This window comes from Gordonia sp. GN26, from assembly GCF_054823965.1.
On record NZ_JSYC01000065.1, the window covers coordinates 18,959 to 38,322 of the forward strand.

Sequence of the window (19,364 nt, forward strand, 5' to 3'; positions counted from 1 at the left end):
CGCTGTCCGGGGTATCTCAGCGAACGGGAAGGGTGGTCACGGTGGCCGTTGAGAGGAGGAGATCGTAGTAGCGTCCGCCGGGGTAGTAGGTGCGGGTCATGGTGTCGGCCACCATGTCCGACGACCATCCGGTGGCCAGGGTGTGGATGACCCGACCGTTTCGTGGACGCGGCACGGCGAGTTCGGACAGTTCGCCGATGAGGTCGGTGGACTCGCCTTCGGCGTCGATGTGGACACCGGTGACCAGTCGCGAGCCGAGAAAGTCCTGCCGCGTCGTCCGCTGGAGGATGGAAACGCCGGATTCGAACGTGTTCGAGACCGACGGTTGCGACGCGATCACCCGGATCGGAAGCCGGTCGGCCCCGAGAGATACTGCGGCGGAGGCGAAGTGGGCGCCGAAGAACGAGTTGACGGGATCGAACAACATGAGGCCGGCCAGACGCCGGTAGGCAACCGGGTCGGAGCGACGGAGCGCGTCGGCCGCCACCACGACGAACTCGCCGCCGGCCGAATGCCCGGCGAAGACCATTCGGTACGGCATCGTCACGTCGGGCCGGTGTGCCGCTTTCCGTGCCCGGACGAGACTCGTCGCGAGTGGGCTGCCCTCGTCCCGGCCGGAGCCGAACACCCCGCCGATGGTGCGGGCGAAGGCCGAGTTGTCGGCGATGTTGTACGCGACCGCACAGCCGGTGAGGTTGACCGAGTCCAGCGTCGGACTGACGACGAGGAAACCCGTGCTCGCATAGGAGCGGGCCAGCGCATCGAGGTTGGCCGCGCTACGGGAGAAGCCGTGCTGGAGCCAGACGAGAGCGGTGGGCCGACCGGCGGGGAAGTACCAGCGGGCGTCGACCCGGACGGGTTTGCCCGCGCATTCGGTGGCAACGGGGGACGACGACACCTCCACGGACTGCTGGGTGGCCGGGGCGGCCCGTACGGCTGCCGGGGCCACTCCGAGGAGCACGACGACGGCGGCGAGCGCCGCGATCCACGACACTCGGAACCGCTTCGTGCTCCTCACTTCTCGTCGGTGCCCTCATCGTCGGGGCCTTCGTCCATCAGGTCGTTCGGGTCCTCGATGGTGGTGTCGTAGTCGTCCTCGAGTCGTTTCGCGACCTCGCGCAGCAATCCTCGTGCGGCGTCGTCCATCACGCGGACGTGGGTGAGGTCGATGATCACCTTGTTCGTCGAAAACCCCTCGCACGCGCGACTTGCGATGATCTCCGCACCCGCGAACCGCACGTCGCCCTGGAGTTCGACAACGGTGGCGCCGTCGTCCTCGTGGACCGACCGCAACGCCGGCATGCCCGACGGCGCGACGTGCATCATGTGCAGTTCCATGTCGCGCGAGAGCCTTTCGAAGACGGCGACGCCGCGCACGCTGTTGCCCTGCTCGTCGAGCCGCGGCGACCACACCGCGACCCCGACCTGACCGGGGAGAACCCCCAGGATCGCACCGCTCACACCGCTTTTCGCGGGTATCCCGACCTTGGCCATCCAGCTGCCGCTGCCGTCGTACATGCCGCAGGTGGCCATCACCGACAGCAGATGTCGGGCGATCCATCCTTCGAGGAGGCGTTCGTCGTCCTTCGTCGTGGAGAGTCCGCCGTTGGCGAGGACCGAGCCCAGGACCGCGAGGTCGCGGCAGCTGACCTTGATCGCGCACTGTGCGGCGTACCCGTCGACGACCTCGTCGGGTTCGTATTCGAGCTTGCCCGCGGACCGCAGCAGGTAGGCGAGTGCGGTGTTGTGGTCGTCGGAGGCCAGTTCGGCGGAGTGAACGTCGGTGTCGACGGACAGTTCTCGACCGGCGAGGGTGCTCACCAGGTCGACGATGCGGTCGACCCGTTCGGTGGCGCTGTCGCCGTCGACCATGCCGTGGACGGCGATGGCGCCGGCGTTGATGAGTGCGTTGCGGGGGCGGCCGGTCTCGGCTTCGAGGGAGATCTCGTTGAAGGCATCGCCGGACGGTTCGGTGTCCACGCGGTCGAGGACGCCGTCGAGTCCCCGGTCCCGAAGCGCGAGCGCGTAGGCGGGCAACTTCGCGATGGACTGCATGGAGAACTCGTGGTCGGCGTCCCCGGCGGTGTAGACGGTGCCATCGACGGTGGCCAGCGCGATGCCGAAGGACGACGGATCCGCCCGTTCGAGTTCACGATTGCCGGACATGACGTCCCCGGCGTCGTCGTCGCGGCAGTCCTGGAGAACCTGATGGAGATAGTCGTCGATGGGGGATCGCATATCCCACCGTATCCGCGACCGCCCGCGGCGCGGCAGTCAGTTGTCGCGATACGGCATGTATTGCACGGCCCACTGGTTGCCGTCGGGGTCGGCGAAGTACACGAAATGCCCCCACGGTTGCACGTCGACCTCGCCGGGATCGACACCGGCGGCGAGCAATTGGTCGCGCGCGGCGTTGATGTCGGTGACGACCACCTGCATCCCCTTCACCGAACCGGGCTCGGCGTCGGTGAGGCCCTTGCCGATCGCGATCGAGCAGGCGGAACCGGGCGGGGTCATCTGGACGAAGCGAACGTCCTCGGAGACCGTGTGGTCGTGGTCGACGTTGAAGCCGATCTTCGCGTAGAAGTCGCGGGCGCGGTCGACGTCGCTGACCGGCAGGATGACGAGTTCGAGTGTCCAGTTCACGGTTCCTCCTGATGTCGTGGTCTTGTGGTGTGACACCACCATCCCAGGCATTGCGGACGATTTCGGTCCTCTTTCTGGAAACGCGCAACCGAAATAGGAATCGGTGCGTCCAAGACATATGTCAGATTGCGGTGTCTACCCCCTCAGCGAACTACTGGCAAAGGGCTGGTCCCCGGTGGACGTGACCGAAGCCCGCCGGGCGGGTCGGCTGAACCCGGTAGCGCACGGCTGGGTGAGCGCAGAGGGCGCCGACGAACGAGTGGTCTCGGCAGTGGCGGCCGGTGGGGCGTTGTCGTGCGTTTCCGCGCTCCGGTTTCACAAAGCCCACGGCTCCGAAGGGATCTGGGTGCCTCCGGGATACCAGGAGACTCACGTTCGCCGGCCCAAACACCGTAAGTCCGCCGCCCGACCGACCGGCCCTTTTCGGTGGTGCCAGGGCTATGGTCGACCTCTTCCGGTGGTGTCCGCTGTCGATCCGATCCCGATCGCGCTGGGTTGCGCGGCGCGTTGTCTGAAACCGGAGGACTGGGTCGCGACCGTCGACTCCATCCTGAGCACGACCCCGCTGACCATCCCCGACATACAGGCAGACATGGGCAGGGTGACGAAGGCGGTGGCGGAACTGTTCGGGCGCTGCGATGCGCGATCTCAGTCCGGCACGGAATCGATCGCGCGCGTTCGACTGGTCGCCACCGGCTTCAAAGTGGAGGTTCAGCCCTCCATCGGAGGACACGAACGGGCGGATCTGCGCGTGGGCTCGCTGCTGATCGAGTGCGATGGCCAGCAGTACCACTCGAGCGCAGAAGCGTTTCGGAACGATCGTCGACGAGACCGGATGACTCTGATCGACCGCTGGATGACGATGCGTGTCACCTATGACGACGTTCTCTATGACTGGGAAAGCGTTCTCGAGGACATCAGAGCCGTCACTCGACCCGACCGCCATCGCATCAGACGCCAGGACGACCCGAGGCGTCGTGAGATCTCGTCCCCCTGAGCGGGGTCGGAGGGCAATATGCCCTCGAGTAGGGCTCAGGGGGACGGATTTTCGGCCGGCGAGTGGTGCGTTGCCCGTGGGCGGGTGGTCAGACCGCCGAGAACCGCACGGCCGCCTGGACCTGCGCGGCGACCGCGCGTCCGACGCCGAGCGGCCAGCGGTACATGACGTATTCGGCGGCCTGGTCGACGCTGAGCTGCCGGCTGGAGTTGCCTGCGCGCACCCAGAATTCGGGTACGGCGTTGTTCTTCGTGCCGCGCAGATAAACCGGGCGCGGCGACGGGGTGCACTCCACCCGGCACACCAGGACATCGGCCGGACAGTCGGCGTCGGCGTCCCCGGCGGTGCGCGGAACCTTCTCGAAGGAGATGCCCACCTCGGCGGCGGTGCTCTGTCCGAGCATCGTGGTGAGGAGGTCCCGCAGCCACAGTTCGAACCGGTCGGCGTCGGGCTGGCGGAGCAGCGTGAAATCGGCGTCGAGACCCAGGGGAGTGCCGTCGTCGTCGACACCGATCAGCAGGTTCCCGCCGTCGGAGTTGAGGAAGGCTGCCACCGTCTTCACGATCACCGCCTCGAGTGCGGGGTCGCGCTGCTTGGTGCGCAGGTTCATGCGGGCGGTCGACTTGAATTCGACCCGTTCGGATTCCCCGGACTCCAGGAGTTCGGCGACCGAGATGTCGGTCGGGCTCTGCAACCGAGCTGCGATCACCGCGTAGGCGCCGACCGCGACGATCGAACTCACCAGACCGAGCAGGATGGTCACCGGGCTCCAGATGTCCATGCGGTGGTCGACGGCGCCGGCGATGTACAGGCCGACGGCGGTGCCGATGATCGAGAGCACCATGCAGGTGGTCGTGTTCAGTCGTGCCCGCCGGCGCAGTAGCCACTTCGCGACGGAACCGAAGAGCCAGGCCACGATCAGGACGAGCACCAGCGCCGTCGCGGTGGCCCACACCGGTATGGCGAACTCCAGGGATCCGATGTTTCCGCGGTCGGGGTCGGCCAGTTTGCTCAGGTCGGTTCGCACTCGGACAGTCTAGAAAGGACGAAACCCCGGCCGCGATGCGCGACCGGGATTTCTCGGGGAGTGGACTGTCAGACGGCGTCGCCGCCGTCGATGCTGCCGAAGTCGCCAACCTCGACATTGCCCTCGTCGTCGACGGCGGTGTCGAAGGTGCCGTCGCCATCGGTGTCGGCGACCGCGAGGTCGGTGTAACCGTCCCCATCGGTGTCGGCCTCGATGACATCGATCTCGCCGTCGGCGTCGGTGTCGTAGGCGATGGAATCGGCCTGGCCGTCGCCGTCGGTGTCGAGGACGGCATCGGTGACGCCATCGCCGTCCACGTCGGTCAGGGCGGCGTCGATGGTGCCGTCACCGTCGGTGTCGACGAGTACTGCGTCTGCGGGGATCTCGCTCATGGTGTTTCCTTCCAGGGAATCCTGTGGGTGGTGTTTGTCGTGCTCTGGTTACTTGGAGAGGAACCGGGCGGTGTTTGTTCCCTGGGCGGAGTCGGTCATCCGATGAGATGATCTGGGCCGCCGGTTGAGCACGAGGATGAGCGTAACCGCGGACCGAGTGGCCTCCCATAATTCAACTGGCTGAAACATGGTTCAGCAGAACAGAATTCGTTAACAGAAAGCAACGACTGCTAACGCAGGTCCGCGAGCAACTCCGAAAGGATGGACCGTGCGCGCGAGATGCGGCTGCGAACGGTCTGCAGGCCGATGCCCTGTGCTTCGGCGATCTCGGAGTAGCTCAGCTCGCCGTAGACCCGCAACACGAAGGTGGCCCGATACGCGTCCGGGACCTGCGACAACGCCTCCTGGATGCGGTCGGAGACGACGACCTGCTGTGCGACGTCGAGGGAACTGATCGGGTCGTGGTCGTGGTCGTGGTCGTGGTCGTCGATGTCGTCGGCGTCGGATCGTTTGCGGATGCGCGCGAGCGCCGCATTCGACCCGATCCGGTACAGCCAGGTCGACAGTTGCGCGTCGCCCCGGAAGGTGCCGATCGCGCGCCACGCGGCGACCAATGCGTCCTGAAGAGCGTCCTCGGCGTCGTGCTGATTGCCGGTGATGCGTAAACAGATGGCCCACAGCCGATCCCGATGCTGTTCGACGAGCATGGTGAACGCCTGCTGGTCGCCGGAGCGCGCACGTTCGAGAAGGTCTGCGCCCGATTCGGATTCGTCGGTCAACGAATACACCTCCGAAGTGTCCATCCTCAGAAGTCGTCGCCGAGGTTCGAGTCGTCGAAAGTCATTTCACCGAATGACTCGTCGCTGACGTCGTCGTCGCTGCCGAAAACGTCTGGGGTGTCGAAGGTGTCGTCCAGACCCCGGCCGAGATCGTCATCGAACCAGACGAGTCCGGACCCGTCGGCAGATTCCTCATCGAGAGGATCCGGGCCGGGCGCGGCGGTCAGGTCCTCGGTCAGTTCATGGGACGGGTCGAAGGCGGTCTCGACCGCGGAATCCCAGGTCGCAGCCGGTACGGCCAGCTCGCTCGGCGGGTCGCTCTCGCGCAGCCAGGACTCGAAGTCGTCCCGGTCGAGGGGGTCGTCCCCGCTGGTGTCGTTGTCGGTCATGGTGTTCGGCTCCTGCTCGGATCTGCGACGCACGCGGCGCCGGCCCGGATACCGTCATCCGGTCGACTGTCAGGACGTCGACGGTCATGGACAATTCTCGTCACGTGACTAGGAGTGTCGACGACGCGGAAATGTTCCCGGCGCCGAGGATACGACGCAACATCACGCGGCGATGTTCGTGAACTGGAGGACCGATCAGTGGAGCAACACCTGACCGTGCGGGGTCGCGTGGAGCAGTTGCTCGACGAGGTCGCCCCGCTCGCACCCGATCCCACGCTCGTCAGTTCCCTGCGTGCGCAACTGGCGGACCCGCTGACCGTCGCGCTCGTCGGACGTGTCAGCGCCGGCAAGTCGACGCTGCTGAACGCACTGGTCGGCGACCGCGTCGCACCCACCGATCGCGCCGAGTGCACCAAGGTCGCCGCGCTCTACACCGAGGGCAATCCGCAGCGCGTCGAGGTCGTCGGCCTCGACGGCACCGTCACCGAGATCCCCGGAACCATGCGCGGCGACCTCGGGCGCAAACCCGAAGACATCGACCACGCCGTCGTGTACACCCCGTCCCGCCTGCTCCGCGAGCGGTTCCGCGTCATCGACACCCCCGGGCTGTCGGGCTTCACCGACACCGCCGAGATCGCCACCCGCCGTGTCTTCTCCGGCGAGGGCCGCCTCCCGCGACCCGACGTCATCCTGTTCCTCCTCGACGACGCCGCGGGCCCCAAGGCCGACGAGGTGCAATTCCTCTCCGACGCCGGGGCGTCGGCGCAGAACACGATCCTGGTCATCTCCCATGCCGATCTCATCGCCGCCGACAACCCGATGCTCAAGGCGCAGGAGATCGCCCGACGCGTCTGGCGGCGGTTCCCGGCGATCGCGGGTGCCGTGGTCGCGGTGTCGGGACTGATGGCCGAGGCCGGGGTCTGCGGGGTCACCGAACGCGAGACGGCGCAGATCTCTCGACGCGGACTCCTCGAATCCTGGGAGCTGCTGACCATCCTCGACGGCGCCGCGCCGCCACCTCCGGGGCTCGACGTCGACCTGCTGGGCCGGCTCGAAGAGCTGGTCGGTACCTACGCGATGGACGCCGGGGCCGACGCTGCTCGCCAGGGTGCGCGTGCGTATTGCGAATGGCTGCACCGGGTCTCGGGGATCGACGAACTGCGCCTCGCGATCGGCCGTCGCTTCCTCGCGGCCGGTGACATCCTCAAGGCCCGCACCGTACTCGCCGAACTCCGCGAGGCCGCCTATCGCAGTGCACGACGCGACGTCTTCCTGGAGGCGATCGAGGAGGCCGAGACCGCTCCCGAGTTGCACCGGCTGCGCGAGGTCGCCGCCCTGGAGGCGCTCGCCCGCTGGCAACCCGACAGCGACCTCATCGGCGAGCTGAACCTCGTCGTCGCGAGTCGCGATGTGCGCCTGCTGTTGTCGCTGCCGCCCGGCGCCGCGCCACCGCAGATCGCCGACGCTGCGAAGGCGCGCGCCACCGACTGCCGCACGCGACGCGCCTTCGCCGCGACGTCGGCCGAGAAGGAGGCGTTGCTGGTGCTCGAACAGACCTATCAGCTGGTGCGCCGTGGGCGGTGGACCGCGTGAACAAGTCGGTTGCCCCCACCCCCGACGCCACGCTGCGGGCCGCCGTGGACATGCTGCGCAAGCACGGCGAGGACGCCATCGCCGACCGCGCTCTCCGCGTGCGGGACCGGCCCGCACCGCAGGGCACCGTTGTGGTGATCGGCGAGGTCAGCCGCGGCAAGAGCTCCCTGGTCAACACCCTCGTCGGCGTGAGTGGACTGGCACCGGTCGACACCGAGATCACCACCTCGGTCTACGTCCGGTTCACCCCCGCGACCGAGGATCTGCCCGTCGGCTCGGCGCTCATCGAGTTCCCCGGTGCCACCCACCGCATCCCGGTCGCCGACCTCGCCGACTGGATCACCGTCGGCGCCCACTACGCCGCGGGTGTCCCAGCCGAACGCCTCGCACCCGGCGCCGCAGTCGATTCCGTTCTCGTTCCGCCTGTTTCGGCGCGCGTCGCCGTCGACTCGTCCCTGCTCCCAGGAGTCACCATCGTCGACACCCCGGGCGTCGGGTCACTGGTTCCCGAACATGTCGAAGCCGCGGTGAGCGCGGCCCGCGGCGCGTCGGTCCTCGTCATGGTGTGTGATGCGACGGCACCGCTGTCGGCCCCCGAACTCGCGTTCCTGTCCAGCGTCAGCGAGGAGGTCGCCTCGGTGGTCCTGGTGGTCACCAAGACCGATCTGGTGATGCGACAGTGGCGCACCATCGTCGCCGAGAACCGGAAACTGATCGGCGCCAACGCCCCTCGCTTCGCACATATCCCGATCATCGGCGTCTCCAACCGCATCGCCGAACAGGCCGCCGCCATCACCGACCCCGAGCGCCGCGACCGCGCCCTCGCCGCGTCGGGCATCCCCGAACTCGTCGACGCACTCACCCCGCTCGTCGCCGACGGCGCGGCGTCGCCGGAACGCAATGCGCTGCAACTGGCCTTCGCCGGCCTCGACGATGTGCGCAAACGCCTCGTCCTGGAAATGAAGGCCGCCACCGCGACCCCCGCCGAACGCGCCGACATCGAGGCCGAACGAGATCGCCTGCAGCGCCTCAAGGATCGACGACGCGAGTGGCGCGCCCGGCTCAACCAGGACATCACCGCCGCGTCGTTGCAGACCGAGGACCTGATCCGCGACCGCTTCGACAAACTCCTCGGCCAATGGTCGACGCGCATCGACAAGCTCCGCTTCTACGAACCCCACCGCGCCGGACAGGAACTGATCGGACAGATGACCGTCGACCTCGAGGCCGCAGCCCGCGAGGTCAGCGCATTCTTCGTCGCCGGGATCGAGCGGATCGCCGACCGTCTCTTCGCCGACGCCACCATCTCCGGCGAGCTCGTCGACCGGATCTCCGGCAACGTGTCCGACCTCAAGCTGCGTGAGCAGGAGGGGATCTCGCCGTGGAAGAACATGGTCGACCCGGTGCTGCTGTCGATCGTCGCCGCCGGTGGCCCGCTGGCCATCATCCCGGTGGTCAACGTGGTGGCCGTGCCGGTGTGGGCCGGTGTGGTGGTCGGTTTCCGGGCGTCGAAGGTCGGCAAGGAGAACCACCGAAAGTGGCTGACCAAGGCGGTCAACGACATGAAGGCCGACGTGCGGTCGCAGCTGCAGTCGATCAAGTCCGATGCGAGCGCCGACCTGCAGATCGCCTACGACGAACTGCTCGAACGACTCCTCGCCGAGTCGACGAAGATCATCAACGACGCCGCGGTCGAGGCCAAGAAGTCGGCTGCCGACCGGGAGAAGACCGCCGCCGATCTGCGCACCCAGATCGTGGCGGTCGACAACGTCCGCAAAGCGATCGCCCGAGTCCTTCGGGCGCCCACCGGATGAACACCGGTCGATTGTGTAGCCATGTGCCCCAGGGCAGATGGTGGGAGGTGGTCAGGTGACACAGGAGAGCCGCCGTCGACTCTGCATCGACTTCGGTACCAGCAACACGGCGGCCGCATACCGCGTCGGACTGGCCGAACCCGTCATCGTGCCCCTGGGGGCCGGCGGTCCCGCGATGCCGTCCGCGGTGTTCGCCGACGACCGCGGGATCGTCGTCGGGCACGACGCCGTGCATCGCCGCGTACAGGCGCCCGACGCCTACGAGGACTCCCCGAAGTCGCGGATCGACGAGGGCGAGATCGAACTCGGCGACCGGTTCTGGCCGGTCGAGGACCTCATCGGCGCGGTCCTGCGGCACGTGCACCGGACCGCACTGCGCCACAGCGGACTTCCGGAGTTCGACTCGATCATCCTGACCCACCCCGACAAGTGGAGCGAACGCCGCAAAGGTGTGCTCCGACGCGCCGCCGAGCGCGCGGGCATCTCCGCCGACCGGCTGCGCATCGCCTCGGAATCCCTGGCCGCCGCTTGGTATTACGTCTACCGCGGCCACGACGTCACGGGCGGCGAGCGGATGTGCGTCTTCGACTTCGGCGCCGGCACCTGCGATGTCGCCGTCCTCATCCGCGCCGGGGCCGACGGTTTCACCGTCACCGGGTCCGGCGGTGACAACCACCTCGGAGGCCGCGACCTCGATGCCCGCATGACGCGGTGGGTGCTCGAGGAGGCCGCCGAGATCGACCCCGAACTCCCCGCCCGCCTCCGCGCCCCGGCTGCCGCCATCGCCCTCGCCGACCATGTCCGTTCGGCCAAGGAAGCCCTCTCCGACACCGCGCAGGCCGTCATCGAACTGCCCGGCACCCGGCACACGCTGCTGCTGACCCGCCGCGAGTTCGAGTCGATGATCGCGCCGTTCGTGGACCGCGCCGTCGAACTGACCCGCGACGCCATCGCCCGCGCCGACGCCGCCGGTACCGGACCGAAGGGGCCGGTCATCGTCTACGTGACCGGCGGGACCAGCAGCATCCCGATGCTTCAGTCGGCCTTGTCGTCGGTGGGGCGTGTCGCCCGGATCGGCGACCCCAAGGTCGTCGTCGCCCAGGGCGGCCTGCTGCGATCGACCAACGTCGACGTCCACGACGCCGCGGGTGCCCAGCAGTACGCGGCCAGTCCCGCCGATCCGCCGACGCCGGCGACGGTCGATGCCTCCGCCCGCCGGATCGCGTTTCCGACCGTCCCGTCGGGTGCCGTCATCTCCGGTGTCCTGGCCCGCAGCGGTCAGGTCGTGCGCGCGGGGGAGCCGCTCGCCACGCTCGACTCGCCGTCGGGCCGGTTGACGCTCGATGCCCCGGTGGCGGGCACCCTGCACGGACTCGACCTGCGTCCCGGCGTCGTCGCACAGCCGGGCGTCGTCTTCGGCGCCGTCGGTCCGGCCGACCTCCGGCCCGAACAGTGGTCGCAGCTCCACCGTGCCCCGGCCGGCATCACCGCCGCGCCACCGGTGGTACCGCCCCAACCGGTGTATGCGCCACCGCAGCCGAGGTACGCCCAACCCCAGCCGGCGTATGCGCCCGGTTATCCGCCGGTGAGTCCGGCCGCGGCGCAACCTGTTCCGGCGTCGTCGTCGGGTATCAACACCTACGGCCTGGCCGGACTGATCCTCGGCATCCTCGGATTCCCGATCTGCCTCGGCACGATCGTCGGCATGGCAGTCACCGTGATCGGTCTCAACCGGGCGGAGGGGCCCCGCGGTCCCCTGCTGATGACGGCACTCGGCGTGAACATCCTCGGCACCATCGCGTGGATCGCACTTCTCATCTGGAGCTTCGCCTCCGGCTGACGGCGCCCCGGACCCTCACGGCGGCGGGACCTTCGGATCGGCCGCGATGACCTTCGACTCACGTTCGACGCGGGCTCCGCGACGACGATGGGAGGTGCCGGAGGTGTTGGCGTCGTCGCCGTACGAAGGAGTTCACCATGACCGATTCGACCGCACCGATCGTCGTCGGAGTCGACGGCTCCGACTGTGCACTGATGGCCGTCCGCTGGGCTGCGGCGGCCGCCTCCCGCGAGAAGCGTCCGCTGCGTGTGCTGTCCGCGGTCGGCATCATCCCGGGGGCGTACGCGCCGACCGCGATGATGACGTCGGATGTCGTCATCGAGGCGATGCAGTCCGACGCCCGGCGCGCGGTGGAGTCCGGGACGGCGGTGGCGAAGGAGACTGCCCCCGACGTGCCGGTCGACGGCAAGGTGGTCGGCGGTTCACCGTTGCTCGCGCTCCGACACGCATCCGGCCAGGCGCACCTCTTGGTCGTGGGCCGTCGCGGCGTCGGTGGCGTCCGTGGGCTGCTGCTCGGTTCCGTGAGCAACGACGCGGCAATCCATGCCGAATGCCCGGTCGTCGTCGTGGGCGGCCCACCACCCACCGCCGGGCCGGTGGTCGTCGGCGTCGACGGTTCGCCGACCTCCACCGCCGCCATCGGCCACGCCTTCCGACAGGCCGACCTGCTGCAGACGTCTCTGCTCGCGGTGCACACGTTCGGCGGATTCTCCGGCACCGCGTTCTACGGCGACCAGCACCAGATCATCCGCCAGCTCCGGGATGAGGGGGAGGAGTTGCTGGGCGAACAACTCGCCGGCTATCCGGAGGATTACCCGGACGTCAAGATCGAACGACGTGTCGAGATCGGTTCGCCCGCAGATGCTCTCGTCGATGCCGCAGAGACCGCCCAGCTGGTCGTCGTGGGCACGCGTGGCCGCGGCGGAATCCGCGGTCTCCTGCTGGGATCGACCAGCCGGGCGGTCCTGCAGGTCGCGCAGTGCCCGGTGATGGTCACCCACACCGCCCCCTGACGCGGAGACCGTGGTGACGGCGAAGCGCACCGTGGTCGCCTACGCGAGTGCGCACGGATCGACGGAGGAGATCGCGGACAGGATCGCCGACGGCCTGCGTGCCGGTGGCGCGACGGTTCAATTGTGCGACCTCACCGCCGACGGTCCGCAGGACCACACCGCCCTTGGCGCCGACCATCTCGTCATCGGCAGCGCGATCCACAACGCGCAGTGGCTGCCCGCCGCCGAGCGGTTCGCCGAGATGGTGGCGAACGAACGCGACGGCCCCGTGTGGGCGTTCTCGGTTTGCTCCGTCGGAGCGACCTCCACCTTCCTGTCGCCCCGGGTGGCCGGCTTCCTCCGATCGCATACGCCGCTGCCGCGCGCCGTCGCGGAGATCGAGGAGAAGGGACTCCTGCGTTCCCATCGGGCCTTCGCCGGTGCCATCGGCAAGGGGTACTGGCGGGGATTCGGACGAATCCTGTTCCGCCTCATGGGCGGTCGCTACGGTGATGCGCGCGACTGGGACGACATCGATCGGTGGACCCGACAGGTCGTCGACGACGACCGGTGAGGCAGGGTCGGATCAGACGGGTCGCCACCACGACCCGTCTGGTCCGCCGTGCGCTCCGTCCAACAGCGATTCCCGCGTGCTGTCGCCGACGACGTGGAACCGGATGGAGTCCCGTCGACTCACGACCATGAGCGGCCACCAGAGAGCACGCACGTAGTCGACCGCGCTGTCGTAACCGTCCCACTCGTAGACGCCCCGGTACACGTGATCGGCGTCGGCCGTCATCCACAGCTTCGACACGAATCCGTCGAAACCGGCGAACAAGACGGTGTTGCAGACGCTTTCGAGCCGGAACAACCGATGCACGAACCGGTTGCCGCCCACCCAGCGCAACCGGAACGCGACGACGAGCGTGACCGGTTCGGTGACCGGGCCGTTGCTGCGGACGGTCTCCCGGTAGACGGTGGCCCGTGTTCCGTCGGCGAAGGCGATGACCCGACCGAGGTTCGTCGACGGCTGATGCAGTCGTCGCTGCCGTAGCGATCGTGCGACGTCCACCAGACACCGTCCGAAGGCGGCGAGCGCCTGCGGCCACGGGAGCGGTTGTGGGGTGGACATCTTCTGCACCGTTTTCTCGTCGACGTCTCCGCGGGGACCCGACACAGTCATTCGACGCCACGAACGCACCTCGACGAAGAGACCTTGGTCATCGCGGTCGTCGCCGTTGGTCACTAGGGCTCGCGTCGCGAGAAGAGAATCGTGAGCGTATGAGGCACGTACTGACCTTCGCCGAGCTGGGACTCGAGCAGATGATGGTGGTCGGCGGCAAAGCCGCGAACCTGGGCGAACTCATCAAGGCCGGGCTGCCGGTACCCGACGGCTTCGCGCTGACCGCCGACGCGTTCGCGGAGTCGATGCGCGACGGCGGGGTGTACGACGACCTGGCCGCCACCCACCGCGAGGCCCTGTCGGCGGTCGGTGACGATGCCCGGCTCGCCGACCTGAGCCACCGGATGGCCGAGATGGTGACCAAGGTCGGCATCACCCCGCGGGTCGTCGACGAGGTGCTCGCCGCATATCGGAACCTCGACACCGACTCCGACGGGTCCGGCGCCAACGTGGCGGTGCGGTCGTCGGCGGTCGGGGAGGACGGCAAGGACGCATCGTTCGCGGGCATGAACGCGTCGTTCACCAATGTCGGTTCCGCCGAAGAACTCCTGGGCGCGATCGTGCGGTGCTGGGCGTCGCTGTTCTCCCCGCGGGTCGTCTCCTATCGAGCCGAGAAGGGTCTGTCCTCGGATCCGCTCATGGCGGTGGTGGTGCAGAAGATGGTGGCGTCGGAGGTCGCTGGGATCGTCTTCACCGCCGACCCCGTCACCGGCGATCCCGACCATCTCGTCGTCGAGGCCGTCGAGGGACTCGGTGAAGCGGTGGTGTCCGGTGCGGTCACCCCCGACACCTTCCTGGTGGCGAGGTCGGACTGTTCGGTGCTCGAGACCAGCATGGGCAACCAGGAGTTCCGGATCGTGCGGGGCAACGACGGTCACGACCGCCGCGAGCCGGTGGCGCCGGGGAGGACGACGCCGGTCATCGACACCACGACCGTGCAGACGATCGCGCGGATGGCCCTGCGAGCCGAACGGCACTATGCGCGCCCGCAGGACATGGAGTGGGCGATCGATTCCCAGCACCGGATCTGGATCGTCCAGTCCCGGCCGATCACCACCGGCGTGGACACCCCGGACGAGTCGCCGAAGCCGGTCCTGGTGCGCGGTCTCGCGGCCGCCCCGGGCATCGCGAGCGGCGAGGTCCGCATCCTGCATTCCCCGCGCGACGGACACGAACTCGTCGACGGCGAGGTGCTCGTCGCGCCGATGACCGACCCCGACTGGCTGCCGACCATCCGGCGCGCCTCGGCCGTGGTCACCGACCGTGGCGGCATCACCTGTCACGCGGCGATCGTCGCCCGCGAGGTCGGGGTCCCGTGCATCGTCGGAACCCGAACGGGCACCAAGGTTCTCACGGCCGGATCGGTGGTGACGGTCGACGGTGGCTCCGGCGAGGTCAGGTCCGGTCGTGTCGCCCCGCAGCGGGCCACGGTGTCCGAGGCCCCGGCATCGTCCCCGACGCAGGGGCAGCCGGCCGTGGTGACGGCGACCAAGGTCTACGTCAACCTCGGGTCGCCCGAGCACGCCGCCGAGGTCGGCGCGACCGACGTCGACGGCGTGGGTCTGCTCCGAGCCGAGTTCATGCTCACCGAGGCGTTGTCGGGGCGGCACCCGCGCGCGGTCATCGCCGCCGGCGAGGCCGAGGCGGCCGTCTCGGCCATGGCAGAAGTACTGGGACGCATCGCGGGACCGTTCGGTACCCGACCGGTGGTGTACCGGACAACCGACCTGCGCACCAACGAGTTCCGCGGACTCGAGGGCGGAGCGGAGTTCGAACCCGAGGAACGCAACCCGATGATCGGTTTCCGCGGCTGCTACCGGTATGTCTCGGAACCCGAGGTCTTCCGGCTCGAACTCACGGCCCTCGCGCGGGCCCGGGAGACGCACCCCAACCTGCACGTGATGCTGCCCTTCGTCCGGACCCGCTGGGAACTCGAACGCTGCCTGGAACTCATCGACGAGAGTCCACTCGGTCGACAGCGCGGCCTACATCGCTGGGTGATGGCCGAGGTGCCGTCGGTGATGTACTGGCTCCCCGAATACGTACAGGCCGGCATCGACGGGGTGTCGATCGGCAGCAACGACCTCACCCAGCTGATCCTCGGCGTCGACCGCGACTCCGAATCCTGCGCCGAACTGTTCGCCGGCAGCGACCCGGCCGTCCTCGACGCGATCGCGACGATCATCTCCACCGCCCGCCGCTGCGGCATCACCTCGTCGCTGTGCGGGCAGGCACCGTCGACCAACCCGGACTTCGCCGAACGCCTCGTGCGGATGGGGATCACCTCGGTGTCGGTCAATCCCGACGCCATCGCAACCACCCGGCTACACGTCGCCCGCGCCGAACAGCGACTGCTCGTCGAGGCGGTCCTCGACCGACCCGGACGGTAGGCCTCGGCGGGTGGTTCCTGCAGTTCTGGGCATTGCGACCCTGTTGTCCGCGGATCTCGAGGAGGATCGTGGACCTCACCGGCGCGTGAGCAGGCCGACGTGCCCGATCTTCGTCTGCCCCGCGCGGCGGTCTCCTGAGTGAAGGGAGGATGGCAGATGAGAGCTGTTGAGCGCGCCGCCATTCGTGTCCACATCCTGGGTATCGGCCTGAACGAAGACGCGTCAGACCATCGGATACTCGACGAACTCCAGCGCCGCGGTTATCGCCTCCAGCCCGGCGAGCTCCGGTCGGTGCTCGACGAACTCGTCGGGCGCGGGCTCGTCGGCATCTGTGAGGCGCCGGCGGGGTATCCGGGGCGTCGAACCTACGAGACCACCCCGGCCGGCCGGATGTCCTGGGCGCAGGAATGTCGCGCCCTGAGCAAACTCACGCACGAGGTGTTCGGGACCCGCCTACCTCCGTTGCCGCCGCATGTCGGCATCGACGACTCGCAGGCCTGGTTGTCGACGCGGGACCTCGAGGACGCCGAGGACGGCTGAGCAGCAGGTTCGAGAGGATCTCACCGATGGCTGTCGATGTCGAACTCGCGCCACTCGGCCTCCCACCGCCGCATCCGATGCCGGTCGGCGGCCGCCCGGACGAGCAGGACCAGCCCCCACCAGCCCATCGCGGTCAGCATCACGACGCCAAGCCCGGCCATGACACCCTCGACGACGGCATCGGTGTGGGTGACCGGCGGGTCTGTGACGTGCTGCTCGTCGTCGAGCCAGATGATGCGGACCCGGCCCACGCGGTCGTGCCGCTCGGCGTCCACCTCGGCGGTCAGGCGGGCGCCGTCGGGCCGCCGCCACGCGACGACCGTCGGATCGCCGTCCTGCCGCGGTGTCGCGATGACGGTCGCACTCACCGACTGCCGCGGTCCCTGAACCTCCGCGACCGCTTTGTGCGCGGCGTACGTGTTGCCGCCGATGGTCAGGGCGACGAGCACGCCCGCCAGCGCGGACACGAGCAGCGCCACGAGCACGAGTGATTCCACCCGGTCCATCGGTCTGACGAGCCGGTTCGACGAGGCGTGCATGAGCCGCCAGCTGTGCAACTCGCGGGAGAGGAAGCGCAGCATGAAGAGTCCCTCCGTCGAAGCCCTCTTCATCGAGTGAAACCCGTCCGCCGCGCGAAGGGAAGGGTCTTCCGTCGCGGATTGTCCGCGACACCTTTTTCGGCCTTCAGTCGATCGACTCACACTTTTCCGTAATTCGAGCTATGGTGATCGTGCGCTTCGTTAACGGCATCGAAGGGGGTGCTCGAAGCGTAGGGGGTCAACACCGGGGTGGGCAGATTCCACACCGGAGCATTTGTGGTCTACGTGTGTGGAGGGCTCAGTTGACCAGTACTCTCTCGGCGCGCGCATCCAAGCGCAGCACCAGAAAATTTCTCGAACCGTCGGCAATCGCCGAAGCCATCGCCATCGAGCAGCACATCGTGTTGGCCGGATATCAGGCGCTGACCCATTACTCGTCCACTTTCGGACTGACCGAACATCTGGTCCGGGAGATCGACGACGCGGCGCGACGCCATCAGGCGATCGTCTCGCAGTTGCGGCGGATGCATACGGATGCGCTTGCCGCCGAATCCATCTCGTCTGCACATAAAGAAGCCCTGGCCGCGCTGGGGCTCCTCGAGCCCAGCCGGGCCGAGGCTGTCGGCGTCACCCCGCCGCGCCCGGTGCAGGTGTGCCACATCATCCAGTCGCATCCGGGTCGCCTCGGGGATCCCGCCTCGCGGGCGATCGTCTCGCTGGCCTTCCTGCTCGTCGCGGTGCATGCGCTGACCGATCCGACGAACTGCGGAACCGCTTCTCCGTCACTCAATCTCGTGCCGCCGCCGCTGCACCGCGACCGGGCGCTGCTCGAGAAGGTGCTCGTCCACGCGGTGGCCGCTTTCGATGAGGCGTCGACCACGGAGCTGACCGGGTACATCTGTGAGGCCAGTGCGTCATTCGCCGGCTGGTCGACGGAGACCCAGCGCGGATTGTCGGTGCTGCGGTACAACCCGCATTCGCTGCGTTCGTCGTGCCGGAGCGTTGGACTCGGCGAGATCGACGCCCGTATCGTCGGCTGACGCCGCCGTCTGACCGCACCGTCTGAGCGCCGGTCCGTGGTTACCCTGGCGGGGTGACCACGTCGGTTTCGCAACGCTACCGCTGGCTGTTGCACGTCGACCTCGACCAGTTCCAGGTCTCGGTCGAGCGACTGCGCAGTCCGGAGCTCGTCGGTGTCCCGGTCATCGTCGGGGGCAACGGCGACCCGACCGAGGCCCGCAAGGTCGTGACCTGCGCGTCCTATGAGGCGCGGGATGTCGGCGTGCGGGCCGGGATGCCGCTGCGTGCCGCATACAAGAAGTTGCCCGACGCGGTGTACCTTCCCCTGGACATGGGAGCGTACGACGCTGCCTCGGCCGACGTCATGGACGTGCTGCGCGGAACCGGTCACCCCGTCGAGGTGTGGGGCTGGGACGAGGCGTACCTCGGCGTCAGCGTGCGGGGCGCCGAGGTCGACCCGTTCGACGACGCCGCCATCGTCGACTTCGCCGAACGGGTACGGCAGAAGATCCTCGAACGGTGCGGCCTGACCAGCTGCGTTGGTATCAGCGACAACAAGCAGCGCGCGAAGATGGCCACCGGTTTCGCCAAGCGGCCGCCCGGAGCCGCACCCGACGACGGCGTCGGCGCGCCACGCGTGTTCCTGCTCGACGACCGCAACTGGCTGGACCTGATGGGTCAGAGGCCGACTCGCGACCTGTGGAGTGTCGGGCCGAAGACCTCGGCCAAACTCGCCGCCAACGGTGTCGAGACCGTCAACGACCTCATCGCGACACCCCGCGACGACCTGATCGCCACCTTCGGTCCGCACCAGGGGAATTGGCTGTACGTCCTGTGCCGCGGCGGTGGTGATTCGACGATCACCGCCGAACCGTGGCTCGCCCGGTCGCACTCCAAGTCGCGGACCTTCGCCACCGACATCTCGGAACCGTCCGAGATGCGCACCGCGGCCGCCGAACTGCTGCGTGAGCTGCTCGATCAGGTCGTCGCCGAGGAACGCCTACCGTTCCGCGTCGCGGTGACCGTCCGGACCACGACCTTCTACACGCGCACCAAATCTCGAAAACTCCCCGCGCCGAGTCTCGACTTCGATCAGCTCGAAGCGGTGGTCGCCGACCTGCTCACCAAGTTCGACATCGACCGTCCGGTCCGCCTCCTCGGTGTCCGCCTTGATCTGGTGACCGATGAGGAGGCCCCCGCCGGTTGAGTAGGCGAGGAGCTTG

At 68.3% G+C, this 19,364-nt stretch carries 19 protein-coding genes; 10 read left to right on the forward strand and 9 right to left on the reverse strand.

The features are described 5' to 3' along the window. Nucleotides 1–16: 16 nt before the first annotated feature. From OK17_RS14680 to OK17_RS14690, 3 genes are read right to left on the reverse strand one after another with little or no spacing between them, the layout of a single operon-like run. Nucleotides 17–1,018: an alpha/beta hydrolase family protein gene (locus OK17_RS14680; RefSeq protein WP_461417889.1), complete on the reverse strand. Its 1,002-nt coding sequence runs from the start codon at nt 1,016–1,018 to the stop codon at nt 17–19. Beyond that, nucleotides 1,015–2,238 carry a glutaminase A gene (glsA, locus tag OK17_RS14685; protein ID WP_461417890.1) on the reverse strand — a complete coding sequence of 408 codons (1,224 nt, stop codon included), beginning with the start codon at nt 2,236–2,238 and terminating at the stop codon, nt 1,015–1,017. Before glsA ends, OK17_RS14680 begins: the two co-directional genes overlap by 4 nt. Before the next feature lie 36 nt (nt 2,239–2,274). Beyond that, the gene (locus tag OK17_RS14690) at nt 2,275–2,688 is read right to left on the reverse strand and encodes a glyoxalase superfamily protein (protein WP_461417891.1); all 414 of its coding nucleotides are present in this window, start codon (nt 2,686–2,688) and stop codon (nt 2,275–2,277) included. A 76-nt stretch (nt 2,689–2,764) separates the two neighbouring features. Here OK17_RS14690 and OK17_RS14695 point away from each other — a divergent pair, with 76 nt between their 5' ends. Next, nucleotides 2,765–3,643 carry an endonuclease domain-containing protein gene (locus OK17_RS14695; protein ID WP_406566952.1) on the forward strand — a complete coding sequence of 293 codons (879 nt, stop codon included), beginning with the start codon at nt 2,765–2,767 and terminating at the stop codon, nt 3,641–3,643. A gap of 88 nt (nt 3,644–3,731) precedes the next feature. On the opposite strand, the gene OK17_RS14700 is transcribed toward OK17_RS14695, so the two are convergent. From OK17_RS14700 to OK17_RS14715, 4 genes are all read right to left on the reverse strand, one after another. Beyond that, nucleotides 3,732–4,670 carry an AlbA family DNA-binding domain-containing protein gene (locus OK17_RS14700; protein WP_461417892.1) on the reverse strand — a complete coding sequence of 313 codons (939 nt, stop codon included), beginning with the start codon at nt 4,668–4,670 and terminating at the stop codon, nt 3,732–3,734. Between the two features lie 68 nt (nt 4,671–4,738). Then, a complete protein-coding gene (locus OK17_RS14705) occupies nt 4,739–5,062 on the reverse strand; it encodes a hypothetical protein (protein WP_006865181.1) in 324 nt (107 codons plus the stop codon). A gap of 230 nt (nt 5,063–5,292) precedes the next feature. Continuing rightward, nucleotides 5,293–5,865 carry an RNA polymerase sigma factor gene (locus OK17_RS14710; protein ID WP_461417893.1) on the reverse strand — a complete coding sequence of 191 codons (573 nt, stop codon included), beginning with the start codon at nt 5,863–5,865 and terminating at the stop codon, nt 5,293–5,295. Between the two features lie 2 nt (nt 5,866–5,867). Beyond that, complete coding sequence (locus OK17_RS14715; RefSeq protein WP_461417894.1) at nt 5,868–6,230, reverse strand: hypothetical protein; 363 nt, start codon at nt 6,228–6,230, stop codon at nt 5,868–5,870. 198 nt (nt 6,231–6,428) lie between these two features. On the opposite strand from OK17_RS14715, the gene OK17_RS14720 reads away from it, so the two are divergent. The 5 genes from OK17_RS14720 to OK17_RS14740 all read left to right on the forward strand — a co-directional run bounded on the left by OK17_RS14720 (nt 6,429) and on the right by OK17_RS14740 (nt 13,043). Beyond that, complete coding sequence (locus OK17_RS14720; RefSeq protein ID WP_461417895.1) at nt 6,429–7,823, forward strand: GTPase; 1,395 nt, start codon at nt 6,429–6,431, stop codon at nt 7,821–7,823. Between the two features lie 50 nt (nt 7,824–7,873). Continuing rightward, nucleotides 7,874–9,637: a dynamin family protein gene (locus tag OK17_RS14725; RefSeq protein ID WP_461417903.1), complete on the forward strand. Its 1,764-nt coding sequence runs from the start codon at nt 7,874–7,876 to the stop codon at nt 9,635–9,637. A 55-nt stretch (nt 9,638–9,692) separates the two neighbouring features. Further along, nucleotides 9,693–11,477, forward strand: coding sequence for an Hsp70 family protein (locus OK17_RS14730; RefSeq protein ID WP_461417896.1), 1,785 nt, complete (start codon nt 9,693–9,695; stop codon nt 11,475–11,477). 137 nt (nt 11,478–11,614) lie between these two features. Further along, nucleotides 11,615–12,490 (forward strand): universal stress protein, encoded by an 876-nt coding sequence (locus OK17_RS14735; protein WP_232715829.1) that lies wholly within the window; start codon nt 11,615–11,617, stop codon nt 12,488–12,490. Between the two features lie 13 nt (nt 12,491–12,503). Continuing rightward, nucleotides 12,504–13,043: a flavodoxin domain-containing protein gene (locus tag OK17_RS14740; RefSeq protein ID WP_461417897.1), complete on the forward strand. Its 540-nt coding sequence runs from the start codon at nt 12,504–12,506 to the stop codon at nt 13,041–13,043. Nucleotides 13,044–13,055: 12 nt separating this feature from the next. Here OK17_RS14740 and OK17_RS14745 read toward each other — a convergent pair whose 3' ends face one another. After that, entirely contained in the window at nt 13,056–13,601 is a 546-nt protein-coding gene (locus tag OK17_RS14745; RefSeq protein WP_461417898.1) for a hypothetical protein, read from the reverse strand. A gap of 149 nt (nt 13,602–13,750) precedes the next feature. Here OK17_RS14745 and ppsA point away from each other — a divergent pair, with 149 nt between their 5' ends. Then, complete coding sequence (gene ppsA, locus OK17_RS14750; RefSeq protein WP_461417899.1) at nt 13,751–16,042, forward strand: phosphoenolpyruvate synthase; 2,292 nt, start codon at nt 13,751–13,753, stop codon at nt 16,040–16,042. Between the two features lie 156 nt (nt 16,043–16,198). Beyond that, entirely contained in the window at nt 16,199–16,582 is a 384-nt protein-coding gene (locus tag OK17_RS14755; protein WP_461417900.1) for a PadR family transcriptional regulator, read from the forward strand. A 20-nt stretch (nt 16,583–16,602) separates the two neighbouring features. Here OK17_RS14755 and OK17_RS14760 read toward each other — a convergent pair whose 3' ends face one another. Continuing rightward, nucleotides 16,603–17,163, reverse strand: coding sequence for an Rv1733c family protein (locus tag OK17_RS14760; RefSeq protein ID WP_232715834.1), 561 nt, complete (start codon nt 17,161–17,163; stop codon nt 16,603–16,605). A gap of 260 nt (nt 17,164–17,423) precedes the next feature. Between OK17_RS14760 and OK17_RS14765 the strand changes: the two genes are divergently transcribed. Together OK17_RS14765 and OK17_RS14770 are read left to right on the forward strand one after the other, a co-directional pair. Further along, nucleotides 17,424–18,161 carry a hypothetical protein gene (locus OK17_RS14765; RefSeq protein ID WP_461417901.1) on the forward strand — a complete coding sequence of 246 codons (738 nt, stop codon included), beginning with the start codon at nt 17,424–17,426 and terminating at the stop codon, nt 18,159–18,161. A 53-nt stretch (nt 18,162–18,214) separates the two neighbouring features. Further along, complete coding sequence (locus OK17_RS14770; RefSeq protein WP_461417902.1) at nt 18,215–19,348, forward strand: DNA polymerase IV; 1,134 nt, start codon at nt 18,215–18,217, stop codon at nt 19,346–19,348. Nucleotides 19,349–19,364: the final 16 nt, after the last annotated feature.